Origin of the sequence: Caballeronia sp. LjRoot31, assembly GCF_964253885.1 — a bacterium.
Lineage (GTDB): Bacteria > Pseudomonadota > Gammaproteobacteria > Burkholderiales > Burkholderiaceae > Caballeronia.
This window is the reverse complement of sequence record NZ_CAXURX020000001.1, coordinates 1,227,745-1,252,114: the sequence shown is the minus strand read 5'-3', so window position 1 is coordinate 1,252,114 and position 24,370 is coordinate 1,227,745. Positions and strand designations below refer to the sequence as shown.

At 61.7% G+C, this 24,370-nt stretch carries 18 protein-coding genes; 10 read left to right on the top strand and 8 right to left on the bottom strand.

The window, feature by feature from the left end:
- Positions 1-69 precede the first annotated feature (69 nt).
- From rlmH to ACSQ8V_RS05415, 5 genes are all read left to right on the top strand, one after another.
- Positions 70-540, top strand: a complete 471-nt coding sequence (gene rlmH, locus ACSQ8V_RS05435) for a 23S rRNA (pseudouridine(1915)-N(3))-methyltransferase RlmH (RefSeq protein ID WP_436205108.1) — start codon at positions 70-72, stop codon at positions 538-540.
- A 74-nt stretch (positions 541-614) separates the two neighbouring features.
- A complete protein-coding gene (locus tag ACSQ8V_RS05430; RefSeq protein WP_436205107.1) occupies positions 615-1,235 on the top strand; it encodes a Maf family protein in 621 nt (206 codons plus the stop codon).
- Positions 1,236-1,242: 7 nt separating this feature from the next.
- On the top strand, positions 1,243-2,712 hold the full coding sequence (gene rng / locus ACSQ8V_RS05425) for a ribonuclease G (protein ID WP_213763452.1): 1,470 nt from the start codon (positions 1,243-1,245) through the stop codon (positions 2,710-2,712).
- Positions 2,713-2,917: 205 nt separating this feature from the next.
- A complete protein-coding gene (locus tag ACSQ8V_RS05420; RefSeq protein WP_436205106.1) occupies positions 2,918-3,244 on the top strand; it encodes a type II toxin-antitoxin system HigB family toxin in 327 nt (108 codons plus the stop codon).
- Entirely contained in the window at positions 3,241-3,666 is a 426-nt protein-coding gene (locus tag ACSQ8V_RS05415) for a helix-turn-helix domain-containing protein (RefSeq protein WP_436205105.1), read from the top strand. Before ACSQ8V_RS05420 ends, ACSQ8V_RS05415 begins: the two co-directional genes overlap by 4 nt.
- A 145-nt stretch (positions 3,667-3,811) precedes the next feature.
- Here the strand turns inward: ACSQ8V_RS05415 and ACSQ8V_RS05410 are convergent, their stop codons facing one another.
- Entirely contained in the window at positions 3,812-8,008 is a 4,197-nt protein-coding gene (locus ACSQ8V_RS05410) for a CheR family methyltransferase (protein ID WP_436205104.1), read from the bottom strand.
- A 770-nt stretch (positions 8,009-8,778) separates the two neighbouring features.
- On the opposite strand from ACSQ8V_RS05410, the gene ACSQ8V_RS05405 reads away from it, so the two are divergent.
- From ACSQ8V_RS05405 to ACSQ8V_RS05390, 4 genes are all read left to right on the top strand, one after another.
- Complete coding sequence (locus ACSQ8V_RS05405) at positions 8,779-9,000, top strand: hypothetical protein (RefSeq protein WP_436205103.1); 222 nt, start codon at positions 8,779-8,781, stop codon at positions 8,998-9,000.
- A gap of 518 nt (positions 9,001-9,518) precedes the next feature.
- The gene (locus ACSQ8V_RS05400) at positions 9,519-12,737 is read left to right on the top strand and encodes a multidrug efflux RND transporter permease subunit (RefSeq protein WP_436205102.1); all 3,219 of its coding nucleotides are present in this window, start codon (positions 9,519-9,521) and stop codon (positions 12,735-12,737) included.
- A 251-nt stretch (positions 12,738-12,988) separates the two neighbouring features.
- Positions 12,989-13,291, top strand: a complete 303-nt coding sequence (locus tag ACSQ8V_RS05395; protein ID WP_436205101.1) for a hypothetical protein — start codon at positions 12,989-12,991, stop codon at positions 13,289-13,291.
- 73 nt (positions 13,292-13,364) lie between these two features.
- On the top strand, positions 13,365-14,003 hold the full coding sequence (locus ACSQ8V_RS05390) for a VC0807 family protein (protein ID WP_436205100.1): 639 nt from the start codon (positions 13,365-13,367) through the stop codon (positions 14,001-14,003).
- Between the two features lie 292 nt (positions 14,004-14,295).
- Here the strand turns inward: ACSQ8V_RS05390 and msbA are convergent, their stop codons facing one another.
- The 6 genes from msbA to ACSQ8V_RS05360 all read right to left on the bottom strand — a co-directional run bounded on the left by msbA (position 14,296) and on the right by ACSQ8V_RS05360 (position 22,089).
- The gene (msbA, locus tag ACSQ8V_RS05385) at positions 14,296-16,014 is read right to left on the bottom strand and encodes a lipid A export permease/ATP-binding protein MsbA (RefSeq protein ID WP_436183096.1); all 1,719 of its coding nucleotides are present in this window, start codon (positions 16,012-16,014) and stop codon (positions 14,296-14,298) included.
- 293 nt (positions 16,015-16,307) lie between these two features.
- The gene (locus tag ACSQ8V_RS05380; protein WP_213763460.1) at positions 16,308-17,597 is read right to left on the bottom strand and encodes an O-antigen ligase family protein; all 1,290 of its coding nucleotides are present in this window, start codon (positions 17,595-17,597) and stop codon (positions 16,308-16,310) included.
- A complete protein-coding gene (locus tag ACSQ8V_RS05375) occupies positions 17,594-18,730 on the bottom strand; it encodes a glycosyltransferase family 9 protein (RefSeq protein WP_436205099.1) in 1,137 nt (378 codons plus the stop codon). Before ACSQ8V_RS05375 ends, ACSQ8V_RS05380 begins: the two co-directional genes overlap by 4 nt.
- A gap of 60 nt (positions 18,731-18,790) precedes the next feature.
- Positions 18,791-20,071 carry a nucleotide sugar dehydrogenase gene (locus tag ACSQ8V_RS05370; RefSeq protein WP_436205098.1) on the bottom strand — a complete coding sequence of 427 codons (1,281 nt, stop codon included), beginning with the start codon at positions 20,069-20,071 and terminating at the stop codon, positions 18,791-18,793.
- A 90-nt stretch (positions 20,072-20,161) separates the two neighbouring features.
- On the bottom strand, positions 20,162-20,995 hold the full coding sequence (locus ACSQ8V_RS05365; protein WP_436205097.1) for a polysaccharide deacetylase family protein: 834 nt from the start codon (positions 20,993-20,995) through the stop codon (positions 20,162-20,164).
- Positions 20,992-22,089, bottom strand: coding sequence for a glycosyltransferase (locus tag ACSQ8V_RS05360; protein ID WP_436205096.1), 1,098 nt, complete (start codon positions 22,087-22,089; stop codon positions 20,992-20,994). The genes ACSQ8V_RS05365 and ACSQ8V_RS05360 overlap by 4 nt, the downstream gene beginning before the upstream one ends.
- A 442-nt stretch (positions 22,090-22,531) precedes the next feature.
- On the opposite strand from ACSQ8V_RS05360, the gene ACSQ8V_RS05355 reads away from it, so the two are divergent.
- Positions 22,532-23,299, top strand: a complete 768-nt coding sequence (locus tag ACSQ8V_RS05355) for a glycosyltransferase family 2 protein (RefSeq protein ID WP_436205095.1) — start codon at positions 22,532-22,534, stop codon at positions 23,297-23,299.
- On the opposite strand, the gene ACSQ8V_RS05350 is transcribed toward ACSQ8V_RS05355, so the two are convergent.
- Positions 23,268-24,365 carry a glycosyltransferase family 4 protein gene (locus tag ACSQ8V_RS05350; RefSeq protein WP_436205094.1) on the bottom strand — a complete coding sequence of 366 codons (1,098 nt, stop codon included), beginning with the start codon at positions 24,363-24,365 and terminating at the stop codon, positions 23,268-23,270. The two genes, ACSQ8V_RS05355 and ACSQ8V_RS05350, sit on opposite strands and share 32 nt — an antisense overlap.
- Positions 24,366-24,370: the final 5 nt, after the last annotated feature.

Below are 24,370 nucleotides of genomic sequence, written 5' to 3'. Positions count from 1 at the left end.
CGTACGTCGCGCTGCCCGTCAAGGTAAAAGCGCGGACGTAGTGCGGGTGAAGCGCTTTGCAATGTCGCCATGAAACTTCATATCCTCGCGGTCGGCCACAAGATGCCCGACTGGATCGCGACCGGCTTCGACGAGTATGCGAAACGCATGCCGCCCGAGCTGCGCGTCGAGTTGCGTGAGATCAAGCCCGAACAGCGTTCATCGGGACGTAACGCCGAGAGCGTGATGGCTGCCGAACGCCTGCGAATCGAGGCGGCGCTGCCCAAGAATGCGCGGCTTGTCGCGCTCGACGAACGCGGCCGTGACTGGACCACCATGCAACTCGCCAGCGCATTGCCGGACTGGCAGCAGGAAGGCCGCGACGTGGCGTTCGTGATAGGCGGCGCCGACGGTCTCGACCCGCAGGTCAAGGCGCGTGCCGAAGTCCTGCTGCGTGTTTCAAGTCTCACGCTGCCGCACGGCATGGTCCGCGTGCTGCTGGCCGAACAGCTTTATCGCGCGTGGAGCATCACGCAAAATCATCCCTATCATCGCGCGTAACGTATGAGGTGTGGCATCGGGCGTTGAACAACCACGCTTGGGGCTACGGCGCGTGACCTTCAATATCCGCGAACATGCCATCGTCCAGCTTCCCTTTTGTTTATCTCGCGTCGCAAAGTCCCCGGCGGCAAGAACTGTTACAGCAACTCGGCGTGCGCTTCGAGTTGTTGCTGCCGCGTCCCGATGAAGACGCCGAAGCGCTCGAAGCCGAGTTGCCCGGTGAGGCGGCCGACGTCTATGTACTGCGTGTTTGCGCAGCAAAGGCGCAAGCGGCCTACGCTCGCCGCCAGAAGGGCGGACATCGTGCGGCACCCATTCTGGTGGCCGATACAACCGTCACCCTCGATGGCGCGATCATGGGCAAGCCCGACAACGCGGACCATGCCGTCGCAATGCTCGAACGGCTATCCGGACGCGATCACGAGGTGCTGACAGCGCTTGCCGTGGTCGATGCAGACGGCGTTCTGCTCACGCCTGTTCTGTCGCGTTCGCTCGTGCGGTTCGCCGCTGTCGAACGTGCTGCACTGCAGCGTTACGCGGCCACGGGCGAACCGCTCGGAAAGGCCGGTGCATATGGCGTTCAGGGACGCGCCGCGGCGTTTATCGAACGGATCGAGGGGTCCTATTCGGGTATCATGGGCCTGCCTCTTTTCGAAACAGCAGCACTCCTGCGCGTGGCGCGCGTTGACTTCTAAACAGTCCATGAACGAAGAAATCCTGATCAACGTCACACCGCAGGAAACCCGCGTTGCCCTCGTTCAGCAAGGCGCGGTGCAAGAGCTGCACGTCGAGCGCACGTTGTCGCGCGGACGGGTAGGCAATGTCTATCTCGGCAAGGTCGTGCGCGTGCTGCCTGGCATGCAGTCGGCCTTTATCGATATCGGGCTCGAACGTGCGGCGTTCCTGCACGTGGCGGATATCTGGCATCCGCGTATTGCCGGCGAAACGCATTCGAACGCGCCGCATACGCCGATCGAGAAGATCGTATTCGAAGGCCAGGCGCTGATGGTGCAGGTGGTCAAGGATCCTATCGGCACCAAGGGCGCGCGGCTTTCCACGCAGGTGAGTATCGCGGGGCGAACACTGGTCTATCTGCCGCAGGAGCCGCATATCGGGATCTCGCAGAAGATTGCCAGCGAGGCTGAACGCGAGGCCATCCGGGCACGGCTCACGGCTGTTCTTCCCGTTGACGAAAAAGGCGGCTACATCGTCCGGACGATTGCGGAAGATGCGTCGAGTGAAGAGCTTGCGGCCGATGTCGCTTATTTGCGCAAGACATGGGCGACGATTGTCGCGCAATCGACGCGGGTAGCGCCGACCTCGCTGCTGCATCAGGATCTCAATCTTGCACAGCGCGTGTTACGCGATTTCGTCAACGACGAGACTTCGCGTATTCAGGTCGATTCGCGCGAGACGTACCAGATGCTGGCCGACTTCGCGATCGAGTTCACGCCGGCTGTGGCTTCCCGTGTGCATCACTATGCGGGCGAGCGGCCGCTATATGACCTGTACAACATTGAAGCCGAGATTCAGCGCGCGTTGTCACGCCGGGTCGACTTGAAGTCGGGCGGTTATCTGATGATCGACCAGACCGAAGCAATGACCACCATCGACGTGAATACGGGCGGTTATGTAGGTGCCCGTAATTTTGACGATACGATCTTCAAAACGAATCTCGAAGCAGCGCACACCATTGCACGGCAACTGCGGTTGCGCAATCTGGGCGGGATCATCATTATCGATTTCATCGACATGGAAAACGTCGAGCATCGCGATCAGGTGCTTGGCGAATTGAAGAAGGCGTTATCGCGAGATCGGACGCGGGTGACGGTGAACGGTTTTTCGCAGTTGGGGCTGGTTGAGATGACACGCAAGCGCACGCGTGAATCGCTCGCGCATGTGTTGTGCGAGCCGTGTCCGACCTGCGATGGCAAAGGCCAGGTGAAAACGCCGCGCACCGTGTGTTACGACGTGCTGCGCGAGATCATGCGTGAGTCGCGTCAGTTCAATCCGCGCGAGTTTCGCGTGGTGGCGTCGCAGCAGGTGATCGATTTGTTTCTCGAGGAAGAGTCGCAACATCTGGCGATGTTGATGGACTTTATTGGCAAGCCGGTTTCGCTTCAGGTGGAGTCGAATCTGAGTCAGGAGCAATACGACATTGTGCTGATGTAGATCTCATGTAAAGGTCCTCGAAGACACCAAGGAATGAGTACTTGGAGCCACGAAAAAGCAGACCAGGCGTTTGGATCGTCAATTACGGTCTTTCGACCGGACCAGCGGCTTGCCGTCGCTGCGACGCTTGCGATGTACTTGATGTTGACGGTCTCGATGCGCATCCCATCGAACGCACCTCAAATGTCCCCAGGGTCGCTCCAGGATGACGATTATCCCGTTTTGGGATATACTGCCTGTCATGCACATAATTTCGAAACCACCGCTCATAGCCTTCTGGGCAAAGCACGCGGACGCGAAATCGCCGCTACAGGCCTGGCTCAGAGTCATGCAGAACAAGGATTTCTCGGACTTCAATGATGTGAAAGCGACGTTCGGCGCTGCTGACTATGTGAAGCCACATACGGTCTTCGATATCGGCGGCAACAAATATCGGTTAATTACCGCGATCCACTACAACGTCCGAAAGGTGTACGTTCGGCACGTTTTGACACATGCTGAGTACGATACCGGCAAATGGAGAAAGCAATGATTGACACGGCCGAACGTCTCCCCGCACCAAAAGCCATCCTGCAGGCGTGGGCGCCGTTTAAGAAGCTGATAGGCGTAACGTCCGTTCGCACCGAGGCGGACTATGCAAAAGCCATGGCGCTGATCGACGAGCTGCTCGATGAAGTTGGCGACGACGAAGCACACCCGCTCGCCGAGGTGCTCGACCTTATCTCAGCGCAGGCGAAAGCATACGAAGACGAGCACGTGCAGATCCCGGAAGCGGAACCGCGCGAAGTCCTTCGGTTCCTTATGGATCAACACGATCTCAAACAAGGGGATCTGGCAGACGTGGCGCCTCAGAATCGAATCTCTGAGATCCTCAACGGCACGCGCCCTATTAGCAAGGAGGTCGCCAAACGCCTGGCGAAGCGTTTTCACGTGCACGCGGATCTTTTCTTATGAACGCCAACCCGTGCCCGGGAAGCCGCTGTGTACCTCAACACGGCGGCCGCACGCCGCGAATTCAGCGCGACCGTCGCGCTCGATAAAATGGCAGTCGTTCGTGAGCCCCGCTCGACGTCTGACGGCAAGCACCAGGATCACCCCCTCACTTCCGCAAACTCCGGGCGATCGCCGCGACCAGTCCCTTCAACGATACCGGCTTGCTCAAATGACCGTCAAACCCGGCATCGAGCGCGCGGGCGACATCTTGTTCGCGGCCAAACCCGGTGAGCGCCAGCGCAGGCAGCCGCGCGGTCCGCGGTGTCTTTCGCATTTGCCGAATCATCTCGTAGCCGTTCATGGCCGGCATGCCAATATCGGACAGCACCACATCGAACTCCTGCTGCGCCGCCGCTTCAAGCGCCTGCTCGGCGCTCGGCTCGGCACGCACCTGCGCCCCCTCCATTTCAAGTAGCGTACGAAACGCCTCTAACGCTTCGATGGAGTCATCGACAAGCAATACGCGCAGGCCCTTCAAGATGCCCGGATCAACGGTTTCACGCGGTGTTTCCATCGGCGGCGACGGCGCATTCTCCGGCAGCCATAGCCGGAAGCGCGCCCCTTGTCCCTGCCCCGCCGACTCCACTTCAATACGCCCGCCGTGCAACTCCGCGAGTTGCTTCACAAGCGACAACCCGATCCCAAGGCCACCTCGATCACGACGGCCGCCGCCATCGGCCTGGCTGAACATCTCGAAGATACGGGGCAGGAAGCCGGGATCGATACCCTGCCCCGTATCCTCCACCTCGACACAAACAAACCCGCCTTGCCGCGATAACGCGATCCGCACCCGCCCGCCATGCGGCGTGAACTTCAGCGCGTTGCGCACGAGATTCCAGACCATCTGCTCGACGCGCTCGGCATCGGCACGAATCATCACAGCGGCATCGGCGCCCGCTACCGACAACTCGATATCCCCCGCCCGCGCATCCGCCGCGCTCGCAGCCACCACCGCTTGCAGCACGGACGCGACCTCCACCGGCGCGAACCGGAGCGCAAGCTTGCCGGTACGTACACGCGACAGGTCGAGCAAGTCGTCGATGATCCTGGCCTGGCCCGCCACCGCGCGCTGGATGGCATCGGCGGCGTCCTGCACGCTTGAGATGTCCCGCACATCAGGCATGCGCGTGAGCAATTCGGCCTTCACGTGAATCAGGTTGAGCGGGTTTTTGAGCTCATGCGACAACACGGAAAAGAACTCGTCCTTTAACCGGTCCGCCGCTTCGGACTGCGCACGAATCGCGCGCTCCAGCGTGAGTGAAAGTTGCTTCTGGCTCTCGACGCCGGTCTTGTTGGTGACATCGCGAGCGATCTTCGCGTAACCGCGGAACTGATCGGACTCGATCGGCGTGGTGACGCCGCTGCAATAGATTTCGGTGCCGTCGGAGCGCACGTGCCAGCGCTCGTCTTCGGCACGTCCGGCCTGAGTGGCGCGTTGCCGCTCGCGCAAAGGCACGCGCGCTTCACGGTCACCGGGAAGAAAGATGAGATCAAGCGGCTGGCCTCGCACTACGCTCTCCGCATGGCCAAAAATGCGTTGCGCGCCGCCGTTCCACGTGACGATCAACCCGTCCATGTCGAGCACGATGATCGCGTAGTCGTTCGTGGTAACCGCCGCCAGCCGCAAGCGTTCTTCACTGCTGCGCGCCGCCGCTTCGGCCGCCCGGCGCGCCGTGATGTCGATCAGCGTGATGACCGCTCCATCAATCTGATCGTCCGCCGTGCGATACGGCAGCACGCGCGCAAGAAACCATTCGCCACGATTCGTGCGGATCTCGCGCTCGGTGAGCGTGAGGGTGTCGAAGGCCGCGTGTGCATCGTCGGCCATTTGTGGATAGTCGAGCCGATGCGTGAGATCCAGCAACGGCCGCCCGATGTCCGACGCAATCAGCTTGAAGAGCTCGACCGCCGGCGGCGTATATCGCTTGATACGCATCTCGCGGTCGACGAACACCGTTGGAATGCCGGTTGACGAGATCAGGTTGCGCAGATCGTCGTTGGCCTTGGCTGTTTCGGCGACGGTGTCCGAGAGTTCGAGATTCACCGTGACCAGTTCGTCGTTAAGCGACTGCAGTGCTTCCTTGCCCGCTTCCAGTTCCTCGCTGGTCGAGCGCAGTTCTTCGTTGATCGCCTGCAATTCTTCATTCGATGCCATCAACTCCTCGGCGGACACGCTGGCGCCTTCCGTCAACGACTCCATTTGCGTCTGCGCGCGATGCAGGTCATGTTCGAGATCGATGAGTTTGTCGGTATCGGTATCGGCTTGGGCTTTGTTCGCGGGGGCGTCCTGTTGCGCGGCAACCTCGTTCTCGATTTCGTCGAAGAACACGACAATCACGTCTTCGCCACTGCCGTCGTCCTTGAACAACCGTGCCGATATATTGACGAACGAGAGCGTCTCGCCGCGCGAAAAACGCACGCGCCGCGACACGACGCTGTCCCCGTCGCGCAATACGCGATGCAGCGCGCTCCGCAACTCCGCGCGCAACTCCGCGCGCAACTCCGGGTTGACGAGCGTGAGCAGATTCCGCGAGGGCTCTCCGCTGACATACTGCAGGAAGCGCCCGGCGTGATCGGACATATGCAGGATCACGCCATCGCGATCCACGGTCACGTTAGGTGGCGCATAACGCTCGAATACACGCTGACGCAGCGCCGCCAGCGACGCGGGCGTTCCATGCCCCAGTCCGGGCCGCCTGGGGATATCGAAAATCGCGGGGCGGATCAGCGGCAGCGGCGGCGTAGCACGCGTACCAACGCGTTTCGACTGGTAAATGCGGTTGCGCTTGTCCACTTGCTCGAACAGGTCGCTCGCAATCTCGATGGATTCTGCGCCGCCGAGAAACAAGAATCCGCCCGGCCGCAGCGCAAAGTGAAACGTCTCCAGGACCCGGTGCTGAACGGTTCTATCGAGGTAGATGAGGAGGTTGCGGCACGAGATCAGATCCATTCCCGAAAACGGCGGATCGCTCAGGATGTTGTGGATAGCGAACACCACTCTCTGGCGCAATTCCTTGCTCACCTGGTAACGGCCGCCGGGCTTCACAAAAAACCGGCTCAGCCGCTCGGCTGATATGTCCGCCACGATCGATCCGGCATAAACGCCCGCACGCGCCGTCTCGATCGCGCTCGCGTCGACATCCGTAGCGAACACCTGGATCAGCGGAAATTTGCCGTGGGCCGGCCCGTGCTCACTCAGCAGCATCGCCAGCGAATAAGCCTCCTCCCCCGTCGAGCACCCCGCCGACCACGCGCGCACCGGCTCGTCGAGCGGGCGCGCTGCGAAGAGGTTCGCCACCACCCGCTGCTCCAGGGCATCGAACGATTTGCGGTCGCGGAAAAAATTCGTCACGCCGATCAGCATGTCCTTCAGAAGTGCCGTCGTTTCCTCAGGATGCATTTCGATAAACCGCTTGTACCCGGCCAGATCGGCTACGCCGTTCACTTGCAGCCGCCGTTCGATGCGCCGCATCACCGTCCCGCGCTTGTAGTGCCGGAAGTCGTGGCCCGTGCGGATGCGCAGGATGCTCAGCAATGCCTGAAGCACGTCGATATCGGCGTTCGGGACGGCTGGTTCAATGCCGGATTCAATGCCGGATTCAATGCCGGGTTCAATGCCGGGCTCGTTTAGCGGCGAGTCGTCAGCGGCGTGCAAGGCTTTCATCGCGTGGGCGTTGTCGCGCAGCTCGATGAGGCGGGCGGGCATCCGCTCGACGGACAGCACGATATCGACGAATCCGGTTGCCAGCGCATTGCGCGGCATCTCGTCGTATTCCGCGTCCATCGGGTCCTGCACGATGTTTATGCCGTTCTGCTCCTTGATCCGCGCAATGCCCATCGAGCCGTCGCTGCCCATCCCCGAGAGGATGATGCTGATCGAGCGTGCCCGGTGCGCGTCCGCCAGACTCCGGAAGAACAGGTCGATCGCGACTGGCCGGCGTCGCGATGGGTCGCTCGGGACGACATGAAGACAACCGTCCGCGAGCGATAAATCGTTCGACGGTGAAATCAGGTAGACCGTGTTCTTTTCGATCGGCGTGGTGCCGAAGACCTGCACGACCGGCATGGAGACCGAGCGTTGCAGCACTTCGTCGACATGGCTCGCGTGATTCGGCGATACATGCAGCACGGCGACGAACGCCATGCCGCCGTCCGTCGGCATACCCTGGAGCAGCCGAATCAACGCCTGGATTCCGCCCGCCGACGCGCCAATGCCGACAATCGGGAAATCGAGTGAATGGGGATTCGGCAAGGATTCCGAGGGCGAAATGATCCGGGCACCGGGCTGTTTTCTAATGGTCAATGGAGGCTCCTTTCGAGCATTTGCAAACCTCCCGGTTCACCGGGTTAAAAAGTGATTTGCAAGCTTGCTTCCTGGGCCATCCGCGCCGGGAGTCCATCCGTCTCGCGAGATAGAAACAGGTTAATAACAACGTTATTGCCGTCAGCTTTATTTCAACGATACTAACCCGTATCGGACAATCCGGAGAGAAGATTCTGATTAATCACGTCATTTCTTCTACGAAGTATTTGTTGAACTTTGCGAAACGCCGAGGCCCCGATTCGGTACCAAATGATTATTTATGACAATGGCCAATGGCGATTCATCGGTAGATTTTATCGAAAAAATGCCGCAATGATTTAGATCGGCAACAGTGACATATTCCGATTTAATGCCAATTAGCACGTACGGTCGGTTTATCGTTTGCGTCAGATCCATTCGCGTTTATGCCCCGAACAAACGTAACGTGGCACGCCGTAACATCGTAACGGCGGTGATACGCATGATCGTCACTCAATGGTTTCCGGCTATTTCCTGTGCCCGCCAAACGTTACCAGTGAAGGGCCGGTAGCGTTTCCCTGAACGAGGCGAAATATGGCATGACTCATGCGTGAGACCTTATAAGCCGGGCATTGACCAGTGCCCCGGCGCAGCGGCTCTTATTCAATTTGGCAGGGGCCTGATTTTAATCAAGCACCATGCCTTGCCGCCTGTTACAACGCATATAAAAGCGTCGAACCGGATGGCAATAACCAGCGACCGCAAAAATGACGGCGCTACCGGGGAACATAATGAATCATCTACTCATAGAAACCGATCTTGCGCATCTGGAACAGATAATCAACCGGATTGCGTCGAGTCACGGCTTGTCTTTATCATATTGGCGAACCCGTGTTGATTCGGTATTATCAATGAGCCTCATGCCGGCGCAACGCAAGCGCATAGGCCATATAGATGCCGTCATCTCGATGCTGGAGAAAACGGCCTCGGGTAAGACGTCCCAGTTTGGTTGATGATTGATGGCTGAGCAAGGTTCGACGGGCCGCCCCAATGGCCTGTCGACAATGAGTTATCCAGATCGACTCATCTTGAACCTGATCGCGCCATAACAACCGCCATCAAATATCACATCTAATAATAGCCCATGCTTTAAGTGCATAGCCTTATCGTCTTTCAATATAAAATAATGATGAAAATTACCGCGATCGGCGAAATTCACGCTGAAAACGTGAGCTAAAAGAGCTTCTTTCTAATAATGCTGGACACGATTATTTTATGTTTTTAAGATCACTCCGCTGACGCTTGGATGAACGTGAGGACGTGATCCCATTGTCACCAAGTTTCGAAGCTCGCTTATCCGGCACAACCGTCTCGCCACAACGGTCGCCACGCAAGATTGGCGTAATCCCGGATAAGTCGTCACTGGCGGTCGCCGCGGGAATGGCGCGGCATCCCGGCCGCGACCATTCCCGATGAAGATCGGCAAATCCCGGTAGCCTTCAATAAACCTCATTGAATCGTCAGGACCCGCGTGCCGTCTTTTTTCATCGATCGTCCGGTTTTTGCGTGGATTGTTGCCCTGGCCATTTTTGTGGCGGGCGCACTGGTCACGCCCTTTCTGCCTGTCGCGCAATATCCACGGCTGACACCGCCGCGCATCGTCATTGACGCGATGTATCCGGGCGCGTCGCCGGAAAGCGTGGACAACACCGTCGCGAGCGTGATCGAAGAAAGCCTGGACGGCGCCGAAGGCTTGCAATACTACGAAACCACCAGCGACAGCCTCGGCGAACTTGAGATCGGGGCCACGTTTTCGGCGGGTACCAACCCGGACATCGCGATGGTCGATGTCCAGAACCGGATGAAGCAGATCGAGTCGCGCCTGCCTCAGCAAGTCGTGCAGCAAGGCATCAGCGTCTTCAAGTCGACCGGCACGTTCCTGATGCTCGTCGCGCTCACGTCCACTGACGGTCAGCGCGATTCCGTGGCACTGAGCGACTACGTCAACCGCACTATGCTGCGCGATCTGAAGCGCGCGCCGGGCGTTGGCTCAGCCGAATTGTGGGATGCCGGAGAGGCGTTGCGGGTCTGGATCGACCCGATGAAACTGCGCGAATTCAACCTGGCCGCCGCCGATGTCACGCAGGCCATCGCGGCGCAAAACGCGACGGTCACGGCCGGCACGCTCGGCGACGTGCCTTTTGTCACCGGTCAGCAATTGACGGCGTCGGTCACGGTCAGGGGACAATTGATCTCGCCGGCCGAATTCGGCGAGATCGTGCTGAAAGCACGCGCGGATGGATCGGCCGTTCGGCTGAAGGATGTCGCGCGGGTCGAACTGGGCCGCGACAGCTACGCGTCGTTTTCGCGGCTGAACGGCAAGCCGGCGGCAACGGTCGGCATCCGGCTCTCGCCGCAGGGCAACGCGATGGAAACGTCCGCCGCGATCCGCGCGAAGCTTGCCGACCTGTCGCGCAGCCTGCCGCCGGGCACGGCAGTCGAAATCCCGTTCGACAGCTCCAGGTTCGTCCACGTCGCGTTGCACGAAGTGGCGCTGACGCTGCTCGAAGCGGTGCTGCTGGTGTTCCTCGTCATGTGGCTGTTCCTGCGCGACCTGCGTTATGCGCTGATCCCCACCGTGGTCATTCCGGTTGCATTGACCGGCTCGCTGCTTGCGCTTTACGTGCTCGGCATGTCGATCAATGTGTTCACCCTGTTCGCGATGGTGCTGGCGATAGGGATCCTGGTCGACGATGCCATCGTCGTGGTCGAAAACGTCGATCGCGTAATGCGCGAAGAGGGTCTCGCGCCACGCGCGGCCACGCGCCGGGCGATGCAGCAGATGGGCAGCGCGATCATCGGCATTACGGCCGTGCTGACCGCCGTGTTCGTGCCAATGGCGTTTTTCCCCGGCAGTGTCGGCGGGATTTACCGGCAGTTCACGGTCGCGATGATCGCGTCCATTCTCGTGTCTGCGTTCACGGCCCTTTCGCTGACGCCGGCGCTGTGCGCGAGCCTGCTAAAAGCGCCGCCGCGAAGCGCGTTGCGGCATGGTGCGCACGGCTCGCATGGATCAAGCGACTCGCATACGGCCGCTGGCCGTTCGTTCGGCTTCACGGCGGCATTCGACTGGACCTCGCGGGGATATCGCGGGCTCGTTGCGCGCGTGCTGCGCCGCGCAGGTCCCATGCTCGCGGTGTATCTCGTGTTGGCCGGCGCGTGCGCGGTGCTTTATCTGCATATGCCGGGCGGCTTCCTGCCCCAGGAAGACCAGGCGCAGCTTCAGGTGACGGTGCAGTTACCGGCGGGCGCCACGCAGGCGCGCACGCTCGCCGTCGTCGAGCAGGCGGAAGCGATCCTGAAACGCGAACCCGCGGTGGCGAACGTGACGAGTGTGGTCGGCTGGAGTTTCCAGGGCAGCGGCCAGAATGTGGCCATGTGTTTTGTCGATTTGAAAGACTGGTCGGCGCGGGACACCGACGCGGCCACCCTGCGCGATACGCTGAACCGGTCGTTCTCGAAGATCATGGATGGCGACGTGGCTGCCCAGATGCCGCCGTCGGTGCCCGGCATCGGCCATTCGGAAGGGTTTGTGATGCGGCTGGAAGATCGCGGCGGCATTGGCGTTGCAGCGTTGAACGCCGCACGCGAACAACTCTTCGAGCAGGCTCGCAACAATCCCGCTTTCGCCGATGTGCATTCGGAAACGTTGCCGGACGCGCCGCGCATCGAGCTGGACGTGGACCGCGCGAAGGCTTATGCGCTGGGCGTTTCGTTCGACAAGATCGGCGACGCGCTGGGGAACACCTTTGGCTCGTCGTATATCGACGACTTCCCTTCGGGCGGCCGCATGCGCCGCGTGATGGTCGCTGCCGACGCGCCGTCGCGCATGACCGAAAACAGTCTCATGAGCCTCTCGGTGCGTAACGCCGCGGGGCAGATGGTGCCGTTGTCGTCCGTGGCGTCGCTGCACTGGACGACCGGGCCGTCGGTCCTGACGCGCTACAACGGTTCGCCTTCGCTCGATGTCAGCGGCCGTCCCGCCAACGGCACAAGTTCCGGCGCGGCGATGGCCGAAATGGAGCGGCTTGCGCAAGCATTGCCGGTGGGCGTGGGTTTCGACTGGACCGACACGGCGCTCGAAGAAACGCGTGCCGCCCGCCTGACGCCGATACTGATCGGCTTGTCGTTACTGGCCGTGTTCATGGCGCTCGCGGCGCTTTACGAGAGCTGGACCATTCCGCTCGCGGTGCTGACGATCGTGCCGCTGGGCGTGATTGGCGCAGTAATCGCGATGCTCGTGCGCGGCATGCCGAACGACGTCTACTTCAAGGTCGGCATGATCACCGTGATTGGGTTATCGGCGAAAAACGCGATTTTGATCGTGCAGTTCGCGCGCACCTTGTACGCCGATGGCACGCCGTTGGCGGAGGCAATTATCGCGGCGGCGAGCGCGCGCTTCCGGCCGATCGTGATGACATCGGCGGCGTTTTTGCTGGGCGTGGTGCCTTTGCTCGTGTCCAGCGGCGCCGGGGCGGAAAGCCGGCGATCGATCGGGACCGGCGTATTCGGCGGCGCTATTACGGCGACCGTGCTGGGGCTGGTGTTCACGCCGCTGGCGTTTTATATCGTCGTGTCGGGGCAGCGGCTTATTCAAGACCGGGTGAAGTCGATGGCACGGGAGAAGGTCACGGCGAACGTCGAGTCCGAGGCGCCGCATGGCGACGTTCAAGGCTCGCAAGAGGGGTAACGTCAGGGACTAGCCGATAGGTTCGGCGCGCGCGTCAGGGGTGGATTCTGCCCGTGGCGGCACGAGCGAAAATCACGAGCGAAATCGTGAGAGAAAGCGCGCCAAGCAGAGACGATGGCTGAGCCTGACCCAAAGCGCCGCTTCCAGGCGCCTGCGCTCGCGCTCATCCTTGCAGCATCTCCTTTCCCCCGGCCTGTTTCACCTATGATGGCGACATCTCGCGTGCTTTCACGCGTGTCGGGAGACAGGTCATGCAATTTCCAGCGGGATCAGTCCAGGCACTCAGTTCGGCCGCATCAACGGTGTTTTCCATTGGTATCGTGTTCCTCGGTTACTGGGGCATCCACGAGGGCTCGCATTGGCGCGCGGGCGATGTCTGTGTCGCCCTGCTGGCGCTTGCCGGTTTCGCGTGCCTGGGTTCAGTGCCTTGGCTCGCCACGTCACCCACGAAGCGCCCCGACGATGAATCCCGCCTGCGTCTCGCACGGCACGCGTTTTTGGGCGGCGTAGGTGCGCTGTGGATAGCGATCATCGTGTCCGTGTTCACGCAATGAGGATCGCTCGCGCCGTGCTTTTCTCATTGCTTCCCTTAACGCTTACCCTTCTCTTCCCCGGCACCATTTCGTCATGAAGATACGCGCAGGTCTTGTCGTTGAACTCGGAGTCAATCTCGTACTGCCGTGGGTTGCGTATCGGCTCGCGTTGCCGCATTGGGGCGAGCTCGGCGCGCTGTACGCATCGGCGGTGCCGCCTGTCGTCTGGAGTCTCGTGGAGTTCGGGAGAACCCGCCGCGTCGATGCCCTCAGCATCCTGGTCCTGCTTGGCATCGTGCTGTCCATTGTGCTGATGGCGCTCGGCGGCAGTCCGCGTCTTCTGCTGATGCGTGAATCGATGGCCTCCGGTGCTATCGGCATCGTGTTCCTGCTGTCGCTTGCGATGCGGCGTCCGCTCACCTTTTACCTCGCTCGGGCAACCGTCGCGCGTGAAGGCGAAGGCGGCGCGGCGCGCTTCGAAGCGCTCTGGAACGAACGGCCTGCGCTGCGTCGATCGGTTCGTCTGATGACGGCCGTGTGGGGTCTCGGCCTGACGGGCGAGAACGCGCTTCGAAGCTGGCTGGCGTGGCACTGGCCGATCGAGCGTTTCCTGGTCGTTTCGCCGTTCATCGGTTACGCGATCTATGGCGCGCTCACGGTATGGACGTTGATGTATCGTAAGAAGCTGCAGAGGCGCGCTACGGCCGCGCCCACCGTGGCTGTTCGGTCATAGTGCAATGGGGGCCTCGGCCTGCTGGGCGGAATAAACGCGGCGCTTGATCCGCAAGCACATTCGTCCATAACGGAGCGGGCGCCTCGACCCGCTGGGCAGTACAAATGCGGCGGTTAATTCGCGAGCACCATAGGTTTCAGCGCTTCGTCAGGCACAGCCGTCTACCCCGGGCTCCGCTGAAACGCCATCCGCTGCGCAGGACTCAACCGGCCCCTCCACGCTCCCCAAAAAACAAAAACGCGCCCCTGGCCGTTCCGACCAGGGGCGCGCATCGATTCAAAACGAAAAAGCTTCAGGCGGCCTGTTGCTGATACTGAATCCGGTGAAGATTCGCGTACAGCCCGTTGTGGCGCAGCAACTCGGCGTGGCTGCCTTGCTCCGCGATTTTCCCGGCGTCCATCACCAGAATCCGGTCGGCACGTTCAATGGTCGAAAGGCGGTGCGCAATCACCAGCGTCGTGCGCCCCTTCATGAGCGTTTCCAAGGCTTCCTGCACGTGCCGTTCGGACTCGGAATCGAGTGCGGACGTGGCTTCGTCGAGGATAAGAATAGGCGCGTCCTTGTAGATCGCCCGAGCAATAGCCAGCCGCTGCCGCTGCCCGCCCGACAGGCGCATGCCATTGCCGCCCACGCGCGTGTCCACGCCGTCGGGCATGGCCGCGACGACATCGGCGAGATTCGCGGCGGCAAGCGCCGCCATCACCCGCTCGCGATCCGGCGTCTGGCCGTACGCGACGTTGGCGGCGATCGTGTCGTTGAAGAGCACCACGTCCTGGCTCACCATGGCCATTTGTCCGCGCAGATCGTGCAGGCTGTACTCGGGCAGCGGCACGCCATCGACCAGCACCGCGCCGCTGGCGGGATCGAAGAAACGCGGCAACAGGTTGACCAGCGTGGTCTTGCCGCTTCCCGACGCACCGGCCAGCGCCACCATTTCGCCGGGCGCGATCTTGAACGAGATGGCGTCGAGCGTGGGCGTCCCGGTCGATCCGTAACTGAACGACACCTCGCGGAACTCCACCTCGCCGCTGGCGCGCACGAGCGGCCGGCCGCCGCCTTCTGGCTCGACGGGTTCATCGATCAGACCGAAGATCAGTTCCGCCGCCGTCATGCCGCGCTGCAGCGGCTGGTTGATATCGATCAAATGCTTGAGCGGCGAGATCACCAGCAGCATGGAGGTGACGAACGCCACGAAACCGCCGACGGTCGTCTGGTCATTCGCCGACTGCACCACGGCAATGGTGATCACGATCGCCAGTGCAATCGACGCTAAAAACTGCGTAAGCGGTTGCGCGAGGCCGCCAGACACCGTCATGCGCATGGAGTAACCGCGCAGGCGGTTACTCATTTCGGTGAAACGATCGTTTTCGTAGCGCTGGCCGTTGTGCACCTTGACGACCTTATAACCGCCAACGGTCTCTTCCACGATGTACGACAGTTCGTTCGTCAGCAATTGCGACTCGCGATTGAGCCGCCGCAACCGGCGATTGATCTTGCTCACCAGCCAGCCGATAGCCGGCAGGATCACCGCGATCACCAGCGTCAGCCGCCAGTTGAGGATGAACAGGTAACCCAGCAGGAACACGACAGTCAGCGAGTCGCGCACGAGCGTAACGACCACGCTCTGGAGCACGTTGAGGATCTGGTTCACCTCGAACACGATGGCGTTGATGATCGTGCTGGCCGTTTCCCGCTGGAAGAAACCGGCGCTGGTGTGGATCATCCGGTCGAACATCTTGAGACGCAGTTCGAGCAGGATCTTGTTGGTGACATAAGCGAGCAAGTAGCCCGACGCGTATTGCGCGCCGCCCCGCACGACCGCGAGGCCGACCACGGCGGCCGGCACGATCCACTTGGCGCTGGCGCTGCCTTTCGCGCCAAAGCCGTGATCCAGCAGCGGCTTGAGCAGCATGGGAATGCCTGCCTCGCTCGCGGCGACGAAACCCATGGCGATCAGGCCGAGCGCGACAATCCAGATCAGGGGGCGGATGTACGGCCAGAGCCGGCTCATCACGGCGGCCGGCGACGTGGTCTGCCCGCTGCCGATCGTCTTGCTCAAGGTTGGCTTCTGACTCAAAAGGTGTCCTTAGTCGTGGATCCCGTGGATCCGTGGATCGCACGGCGGACGGCGGGCGGAGCAGGACTGAACCTGCGCCCGGGCGGCGCTGAGCGCGCTGAATCCCGCCGATGCGGCAAACCGCTATTGTAATGCGCCGGACCCTCTTGTCTCATTAAGAGGCTCGCCAGGAGACTCACCCAGAGGCTCGTCCGGGCGAGAGCCACGGCCAAGTTGAATTTCCGCCGCTACTGCTGCGATAAAGCCCGTCGCGCCGGCGCAACCCTCCCCGCCAGGCGCTCGCCGCGACCGAGCAGGAGCCCCGAAAAACACCAAAAGGCAAGCGCGGTGGTCTGCCACATGAAGTCGTCGGTGAAATTCTTTGCAATCATCCCGATAACCAGCGCCATGCCCGCCGCGCTCAGCCACGGCACCACATGCCGCAACCGCCAGAAGCGCCGGATCAACGCAATCAGCAGCGCAGCCTCCAGCACCACGCCCACTATCCCCGTCTCCAGCCATGTATTCAAAAACAGGTTGTGCGCATGCGTCAGCGCCTGCGGTTCCGTCTCCAGCAGCGCGGGGGGTATTTCGCTTTGAAATACCCGCCCCGGCAACGGCTTGCCGAAACCAACGCCCGTCCACGTATGCGACTCGCCTTCACGACCGTAGAATGCCCACAGTTTGGGACGGGTATCGGAAGACATGACGTCGCCAATGCCCGCCAGCGCCTTGGGTACGTACACCTGGTCCCCGCCCATCTTCAACTCCCGCGCAGCGGGTGTCGGCATGGCATGGCCGTAACGAAGCCGTGCGCTCAATTCGAGCGTGCCGACCGCCGCCACGCAGATCACCGCAATGCACACGCCCGCGACCAGCAAGTGTTTCCGGTACAACGGGTAACACGCAATCACGAGCGTCACGGCTGCGGCCGGCCAAAAGAAACGGTTGAGCGTCGCCAGCCCGATGACAAAAGCAAGCACCAGCCCGCTCAGGCCGATCGGCCACCAGCGGCGGTTCAGCATCAGGCCGGTGAAGAGCGTCATCGAAAAGATGGCGAGTGTGCTTGTGTGGCCGACGCGGTTGTAATAGTGGAGAAGGATGTCGGAGGGATTCGTGGGCGGCTGCAAACGGCCCCAGTAATACAGGCTGCCGGCGGCCAGCAGCACGCAGGCCACCCAGTTGATCAACACCATCCGCTCAGGTCTGGCCGTGCGCGTGCCGATCAGCCAGAACGCGAAGAACGACACCAGCGGATACAACACTTCGTCGAGCCACGCGTGCATGCTGTCGCGCGGATACGGCGACCACGCGATCGACGCCAGCGCCCACGCACTCCAGACAACGATAGGCCACAGCAGCGGCCAGTGCAGCGGCGACGGCCGCTCCGAAGAACAAGCCGCGGCGATCGTGCCGATACCCACCAGCCCCAGCGCCATGTTCTCGAACGCAGTCATGTGGGCAAACATCGCGACAAACATAATCACTGGACACGCCACCCACAGAACGCGTTCCACCTGCTTGCACGTCTTCGTCATTGCACTCCCGGAAGGACCGCCTGCAAGCAGTTGCAGACGACCTCAAGCGAAATAAATCCCATGCAGTCCGCATGGTCACCGCGCCATGCGACGCAAGTCGTCGTATTGCGGTCACAACGGCGAGCCCAGGCCACGTGCCGTCTGAAAATAACCGGTTCATCGCGGCACGGCATGTCCGCGATAGTAACCGGCATGAACGGCGCATCGCGCCAGTAGTTTCCCGCGCCATGTATCACCGCGTTACCGGGGCCGAACAAGGTAACCGTCGGCACGCCGGTCAGACGCCCGAGGTGTGCCACGCCCGTGTCCGGACAGACGATCGCCCGCGCGCCGGAGAACAGGTGCCATACCTGTCCCAGATCGATCCGGCCCGCGAAATTCGGATAGCGGGCATCGGGATCGATAACCTCGATCAGCGCCGTCTCGCTCGGTCCGCCGCTCCACACAGGCGTGAAACCCCGCGCTTCGACAAACGCCGCCAGTGCCTTCCAGCGTTCATCGGGCCAGCGTTTGACCGCCGTGCTCGCACCCGGATGTAACACCACGTAAGGACGTCGCAACACGCGCGCGTCAGGCTCCGAGAACGCGGCGGGCGCAGGCGCCGGCCAGTCGCTCAGCCGATAAGGCCGCGGCGGTGGCCCGGCCACCAGTTCGGCCGCGAGATCCGCCCATGCCGCGGGCGCGTCGGGATACGGCACGGCTTCGTCGAGCGGCGCGTTTTTCCAGGCCGGTGTGTCCGCAGCATGTCCGACGATCCAGCGGCACCCCGCCGCCAACGCAAGCCATGCGTGTCGATTATCCCCGGCCACGATGCCAAGATCGTACGGTCCCGAACGCAGCACCGCATTGACCGAGCGGAAATCGCGCGGGTCGAAGGGAATGACGTCGATGCCAAACGGCCTGCCCGCATAAAGCGGCACGATCGGCTTGGGACAGGTCAGCACAATCTGCGCGTCAGGATTTTGTGCGCGAAGTTTCGCGACGAGCGGCGTGAGCAAAAGCGTGTCGCCGAGTAGCAAATGATGCGCGATCAGGATGCGCTTCAAGACTCGAGGCTTGTGGCGCAATGGCTTCAACGCCAGCCGGGGCAACGCGCGGGCGAAAATGCGCACGCGTCCGGAAAGTCGGCTCATCGGGTGGCGTTCCTACGTGAAATCGAGATTATGCCGGTTGGTCGTGGTGAGCCCGGGTTTTCATAACCGCCATACTACAAGACCGGCCGCGCTGATGACGTCAAGCGGCAGGCTGGACTTTACGTCGGCGAACACGGCGCCCGGTTTCGCCAGCGCCAGCAACGCGTCCGTCTTCGCCAGAAAATCACGATGCGGAACCGCCAGAACGATCAGATCGGCCGGTTCCAGCGCGTCGAAACTGGTCAGCGTCACGCCGTATTCATCGAAGGCTTCTACCGTATCCGCGAGCGGATCGTGAAGCTGAACATCGAGTCCGTAGTCTTGCAAGTGATGCACGATATCGATCACTTTCGAATTGCGCAGATCCGGACAATTCTCCTTGAACGTCAGCCCGAGCACCGTCGCCTTTGCATGCAGCGGTGCGCGGCCGGTCCGGATCAGCGTCTTCACTGCGCGATCGGCCACGAAACGGCCCATGCCGTCATTCACGCGCCGCCCGGCGAGGATCACCTGAGGCGTATAACCGGAAACCTGCGCCCTGTGCGTCAGGTAATACGGGTCCACGCCGATGCAATGTCCGCCCACCAGTCCCGGCGTGAAATCCAGGAAGTTCCACTTGGTGCCGGCGGCGTCCAGGACTTCGCGCGTGTCGATGTCGAGGTAATCGAAGATGATGGCCGCCTCGTTCATCAGCGCAATATTCAGGTCGCGCTGCGTATTCTCGATAACCTTCGCGGCCTCGGCCACCTTGATCGAACCGGCACGGTACACACCGGCCGTCACCACCGAGCCATAGACCCGCGCCACGAGGTCAAGCGTTGCGGCGTCCGACCCGGACACGATCTTCACGATATTGCAAAACGTGTGCTGCTTGTCGCCGGGATTAATGCGCTCCGGACTGTAGCCAACCGTGAAGTCCACGCCCAGCTTGAGGCCCGATTCACGTTCGAGGATCGGGATGCAGATTTCCTCCGTGACGCCGGGATAGACCGTCGATTCGTACACCACCACGTCGCCGCGTTTAAGCGCGCGACCCACCGTCTCCGACGCCCGTTTCACCGGCATCAGATCCGGCTGCGCGCCGGCGCTGATCGGCGTGGGTACCGCGACAATATGAAAATTGGCTTGCCGGAGCACCTCGATGCTATCGGTCAGTTCCAGAAGAGTAGCGGCCAGTTCCTCGCGGCTGGTTTCGCCATTGCGATCGAGGCCCGCGCGCAGATCGGCTAGCCGCGCCGGGCTCGTATCGAAACCGATAGTGCGGCGTTGCAAGCCGAATGCAATGGCGACGGGCAAACCCACATAGCCCAGGCCAATGACGGAAACGTGGCGATCATGCATCGTAATAAGTGCTCGGAATTATCGAAACGGGCAAGCCCGAAGGCAGCTCCCGGCGGGTCAGCAAGGGACGGGAAAACCGCCGGCAAACCGTCATTTGATTTTCAGGTAAAGACCGCTGAGAAGCGGCCGGCTATGCACCCACAGACGGCTTTTCAGCCACGTGGCCGGCTTGTCGCGCACGTCCAGCCGCAAGATGCGCCCCGGATTGCCGTGATGCTGGTTGGTACCGGGTTCAACGGTGTATAGATGACGGAAACCCGCCGCGTGCGCTTCTTCCACGTAGTCGGTATCGAAATAGCCTTGCGGCCAGCAGAGATGATCCGATACCTCTCCAAGGTGATGCGCGAGCGTCGCCCGTGCTTGCAGCAGGTCATCGCGCAGGCTCGCGCGTTTGCTAGCTGGATTGCCGCTCACGCGGTCCCAGCGCGTATGCGTGTGCGTGTGGCTGTGAAACTCGAAGGTCCCGGCTTGACGCATTGCATCGATTTCTGACCAGCGCATGATGGCCCGGTCGGTCTCACCGGCCTCGATCGCCGCCTTCGCTGCCGAGTGGCCCAGCAAGTTCAAGTTCAGGTGGAACGCCGGGTCCACCGCGTTCGGGCGCACAGGACCACTGTTCACCCAGCCAGACACAAGGAATCCGAGCGCGGTAAAACCGTGTTCTGCAAGCACCGGATGCGCGTAAACCCAATTGTCGAGATAACCGTCGTCGAAGGTGAGCACGACCGACTTCGCCGGCACCGGCTTGCCCGCCAGAAACTCGCTGAACGCCCGCGCGCCGAGCGTGGTGTAACCCTCGCGCGCGAGCATGGCCATTTGATCCGCGAAATGCACGGGCGACACCGTCACCGCGCCGGCCGCCGGACTCACGTGGTGATACATCAGCACGGGCACTGCACGCGCCGTATTCAGCGCCGTGTTCATGCGGCGCCCCGCTCGCTCAAGCTGCTTCGGTAAAACCCGGCCATCTCGCTGGCCATGGTATCGACGGAAAAGCGCGTCTGCGTGGTCCGCAAACCGGCCGCGCCCATGCGGCGGCGTTCGTCGGGAGCATCGACCAGACGTAGCAGCGCGGCGGCCAGCGCGCGGTCGTCGTGCGCGGGCACGAGCAGGCCGTTCACACCGTCATCGATCACTTCCGGCACGCCGTCCACCGCCGTCCCGATCACCGGAAGGCCTGCTGCCATTGCCTCGATGAATGACGTGCCCAGCGCCTCCTGATGGGTCGGCAGCACAAACAGGTCGAAGCCCGCCAATACGTTCGGAATATCGCGGCGCAGGCCGAGTAAATGAATGTGACGGCCAAGGCCCTGCGCCTGCACGTTCGCGCTGATTTCGTCGAAGAGCGGACCGTCGCCGGCGAAGACAAAATGCAGGTTCGGCCGCTGCTCGATCAACGGTTTCGCGACACGGATCAGGTCGGGATGCCCCTTCTTGTCGCGCATGATGGCAACCGTGCCCGCGATCACCGCGTCCTCGCGAAGACCCAGTTCCGCGCGCAGCGTGGAGCTCACGCGGCTCACCGGCTGCGACTTGACGATGCCCGTATAGATCGTGACGATATCCTTCTGCGGCACGCCCGCGGACACCAGGTAACGCATCACCGACTGGCTCACCGCCACCACCTTGTGCGGCAGCCACGTGTAGGTCGCCCGCGACGTGATGGCGAGCGCCAGATGCCGCGTCCGCACGATCAGCGGCGTGCCCGAGAGCCGCGCGGCGGCGCCGCCGAGCAGGCTATCGCGACCGCTGTGGGTATTTAGCACATCGAAGCGGCCTTGCTTGAGAATATGCCGCATATGCGCAACCGCGCTGACGTCGGCGCCTGAACGCATGGTCGTGGTGTGGACCGTAAAACCTTCCGCGCGAAGACGCTCGCCGAGCCGCGCACCCGGTACGCACACGAGTTCGAGCGTATGACCGCGTTCGCGCAGCGCGAGCATTTCCTTGAACGTCCGATGTTCCTGACCGCCCCATCCGTTGGACGATTCGCTGTGCAGAATTCTCAGCGGTTTCATTGCTATGGCGAACTCCGGGTGAATCTTGATGGTTTCAAGGTGAACGACGACGAGCGCTGGGCGCCGGGCTGCGGACCCTGCGTTTCGTGTGTTTCATGCGTTTCTGGCGCTGTGTTAGTGCGCTGAATTTCGTGCGCCGGGCCGCGCGCGTTGGCGTCTTTTCAGCGCATTCGGGCTCACCCCGGGCCGCGGCTTTTCAGGCCCGGGGCCCGGCCGACCGGAGCATGCGGCTACTGGTCTGGTATAACGGTGGCCGGGCGGCCAGGATTGATGCGCAATGCGTATGGCGTGAATTCACCCGTTTTCGCCAAGCCCCGCACGCCCTCGCACGCCCTGCTAGGGACGAGACAACGCATCGAGACAGCGACTATAAACGCAGCATTCACCGCTGAAACTTTTTGCATCAAATTATAGCAATTCGCATACCCCACGCTTAAGCCCCATGACTCGTCCAACGCTCGGTATTGCCCTCATTACCTTCAATGCAGCCGCACGCCTCGCGCAGTGTCTCGAGGCGGTTTCCTTCGCCGATGAAATCGTCGTGATCGACGGCGGCAGCACCGACGCAACGGTCGGCATAGCGGAGGCGCATCGCGCGCGCGTGATTGAGGCGCCCAACTGGCCGGGGTTCGGGCCGCAGAAAAATCGCGCGCTCGATGCGCTCACGACCGACTGGGTGTTGTCCATCGACGCAGACGAAGTGGTCTCGGCGGAATTGGGCGCCGCGATCCGTGCGGCGCTATCGAAGCCGCAAGCCGAGGTCTACGCGATCGACCGGCTGTCGAATTTTTGCGGGCAATGGGTGCGGCATAGCGGCTGGTATCCGGACTGGATTCCGCGCCTGTTCAAACGAGGCACGGCTCGTTTCTCCGATGACCTCGTGCACGAGCGGCTAGTGCTGACGAACCCGGATGCAACGAAGGTCGCGCGTCTGCAGGGCAAGCTGATGCACTATTCCTACGAGGACTTCGAAACCGTCCTGCGCAAGATGGATAACTACTCCACGGCCGGCGCGCGTCAACGCCATGCGGCGGGCAAACGCGGCAGTTTGGGCACTGCGGTGCTGCGCGGGGCATGGGCCTTTGTTCGTACCTACTTTCTGCGACGCGGTTTTCTCGACGGCCGCGCGGGTTTCATGATTGCCGTGTTCAATGCGCAGACCGTGTATTACCGGTTTCTCAAGCTCGCTGAACTGAACCGGATGCGCTGACCGGCATGTTGGCAGCGACGCCCTCGGCAAGCGTCAGCAACAACTTGATGTGCGCGGCAATGCTGGTGTCGTAGAGAATGGATGCCGACGTCACGTTGGTATTTTTTGCATCCAGTGCGCGCCGGACGGCGTGCCGCAGGCCATCTGCATCGCCCGGCTGGAAGGTAAATTTCGCGTCGTCCGCAATCGCGCTGCAACAGCCTACGCTGGTTGGGAAAATCACCGGCGTCCCGCACATGACGGATTCGATACCGACCAGCCCGAACGGCTCGTACTTCGAAGCAAGCACGGTGAAGTCCGCAGCCCGATAAGCGTCTTCGATATTCCTCGCGTAACCGATATAGCGCACCTGCGCCGAGGTCTGCGCGGGCGGCCGCCCGGCGACCGCGACAACCACCGGCAGACCGCTGTCACGCAGCGCCGCCTCGATCAGCGGCAACCCCTTGCGCTCATGGCTGCTCGACGGAAACAGCAGCACGATTTCGTGATCGGCGAAACCAAACTGCTTGCGCAGCTCGCTGCGCTTCTCGTCCGGCACAGGGGAAAACCGTGTGCCGTCCACCGGCGGATACAACACGCGGATCTTTGAGTCGGCCACATCGTAGAGCGAGCGCAATTCGTCGCGCATCATTTCCGAGTGCGCGACGATCACGCTGGCTTGCTGGTATTGCAAACGCTCCAGCGCAATCTGGCGGCTGTCCGAGCGGCGCTCGCGCCGGCCGGTCGCGGCGAGAAAGCCGATATGCGTACCGCCGCAAATCGCTATCTCGGAGGACTCCACACGATTGCAGCCAATCAGCAGATCCACCCGCGCTTTCTTGCGCGCTCGTTTGAGCGCCCAGTTGTAATACGTGTCGCGCAACCTGGAAGGCAGGAACGACACGTTGATCCGGCGCGCATCGACCATCTGGCTTTCCGGCTGCGACGCATCGATCTTGCGCGCGAAAAACACCGGCTTGCGCTCGCCGGTGAAGCCGGCCGCGTTGAGCCCTCGAATCAGGTCCAGCGCGTAACGTTCAAGTCCACCGCTGAGTTTCAGCGCGTTGGCGGAGATGGCGACTTTCATCCCGG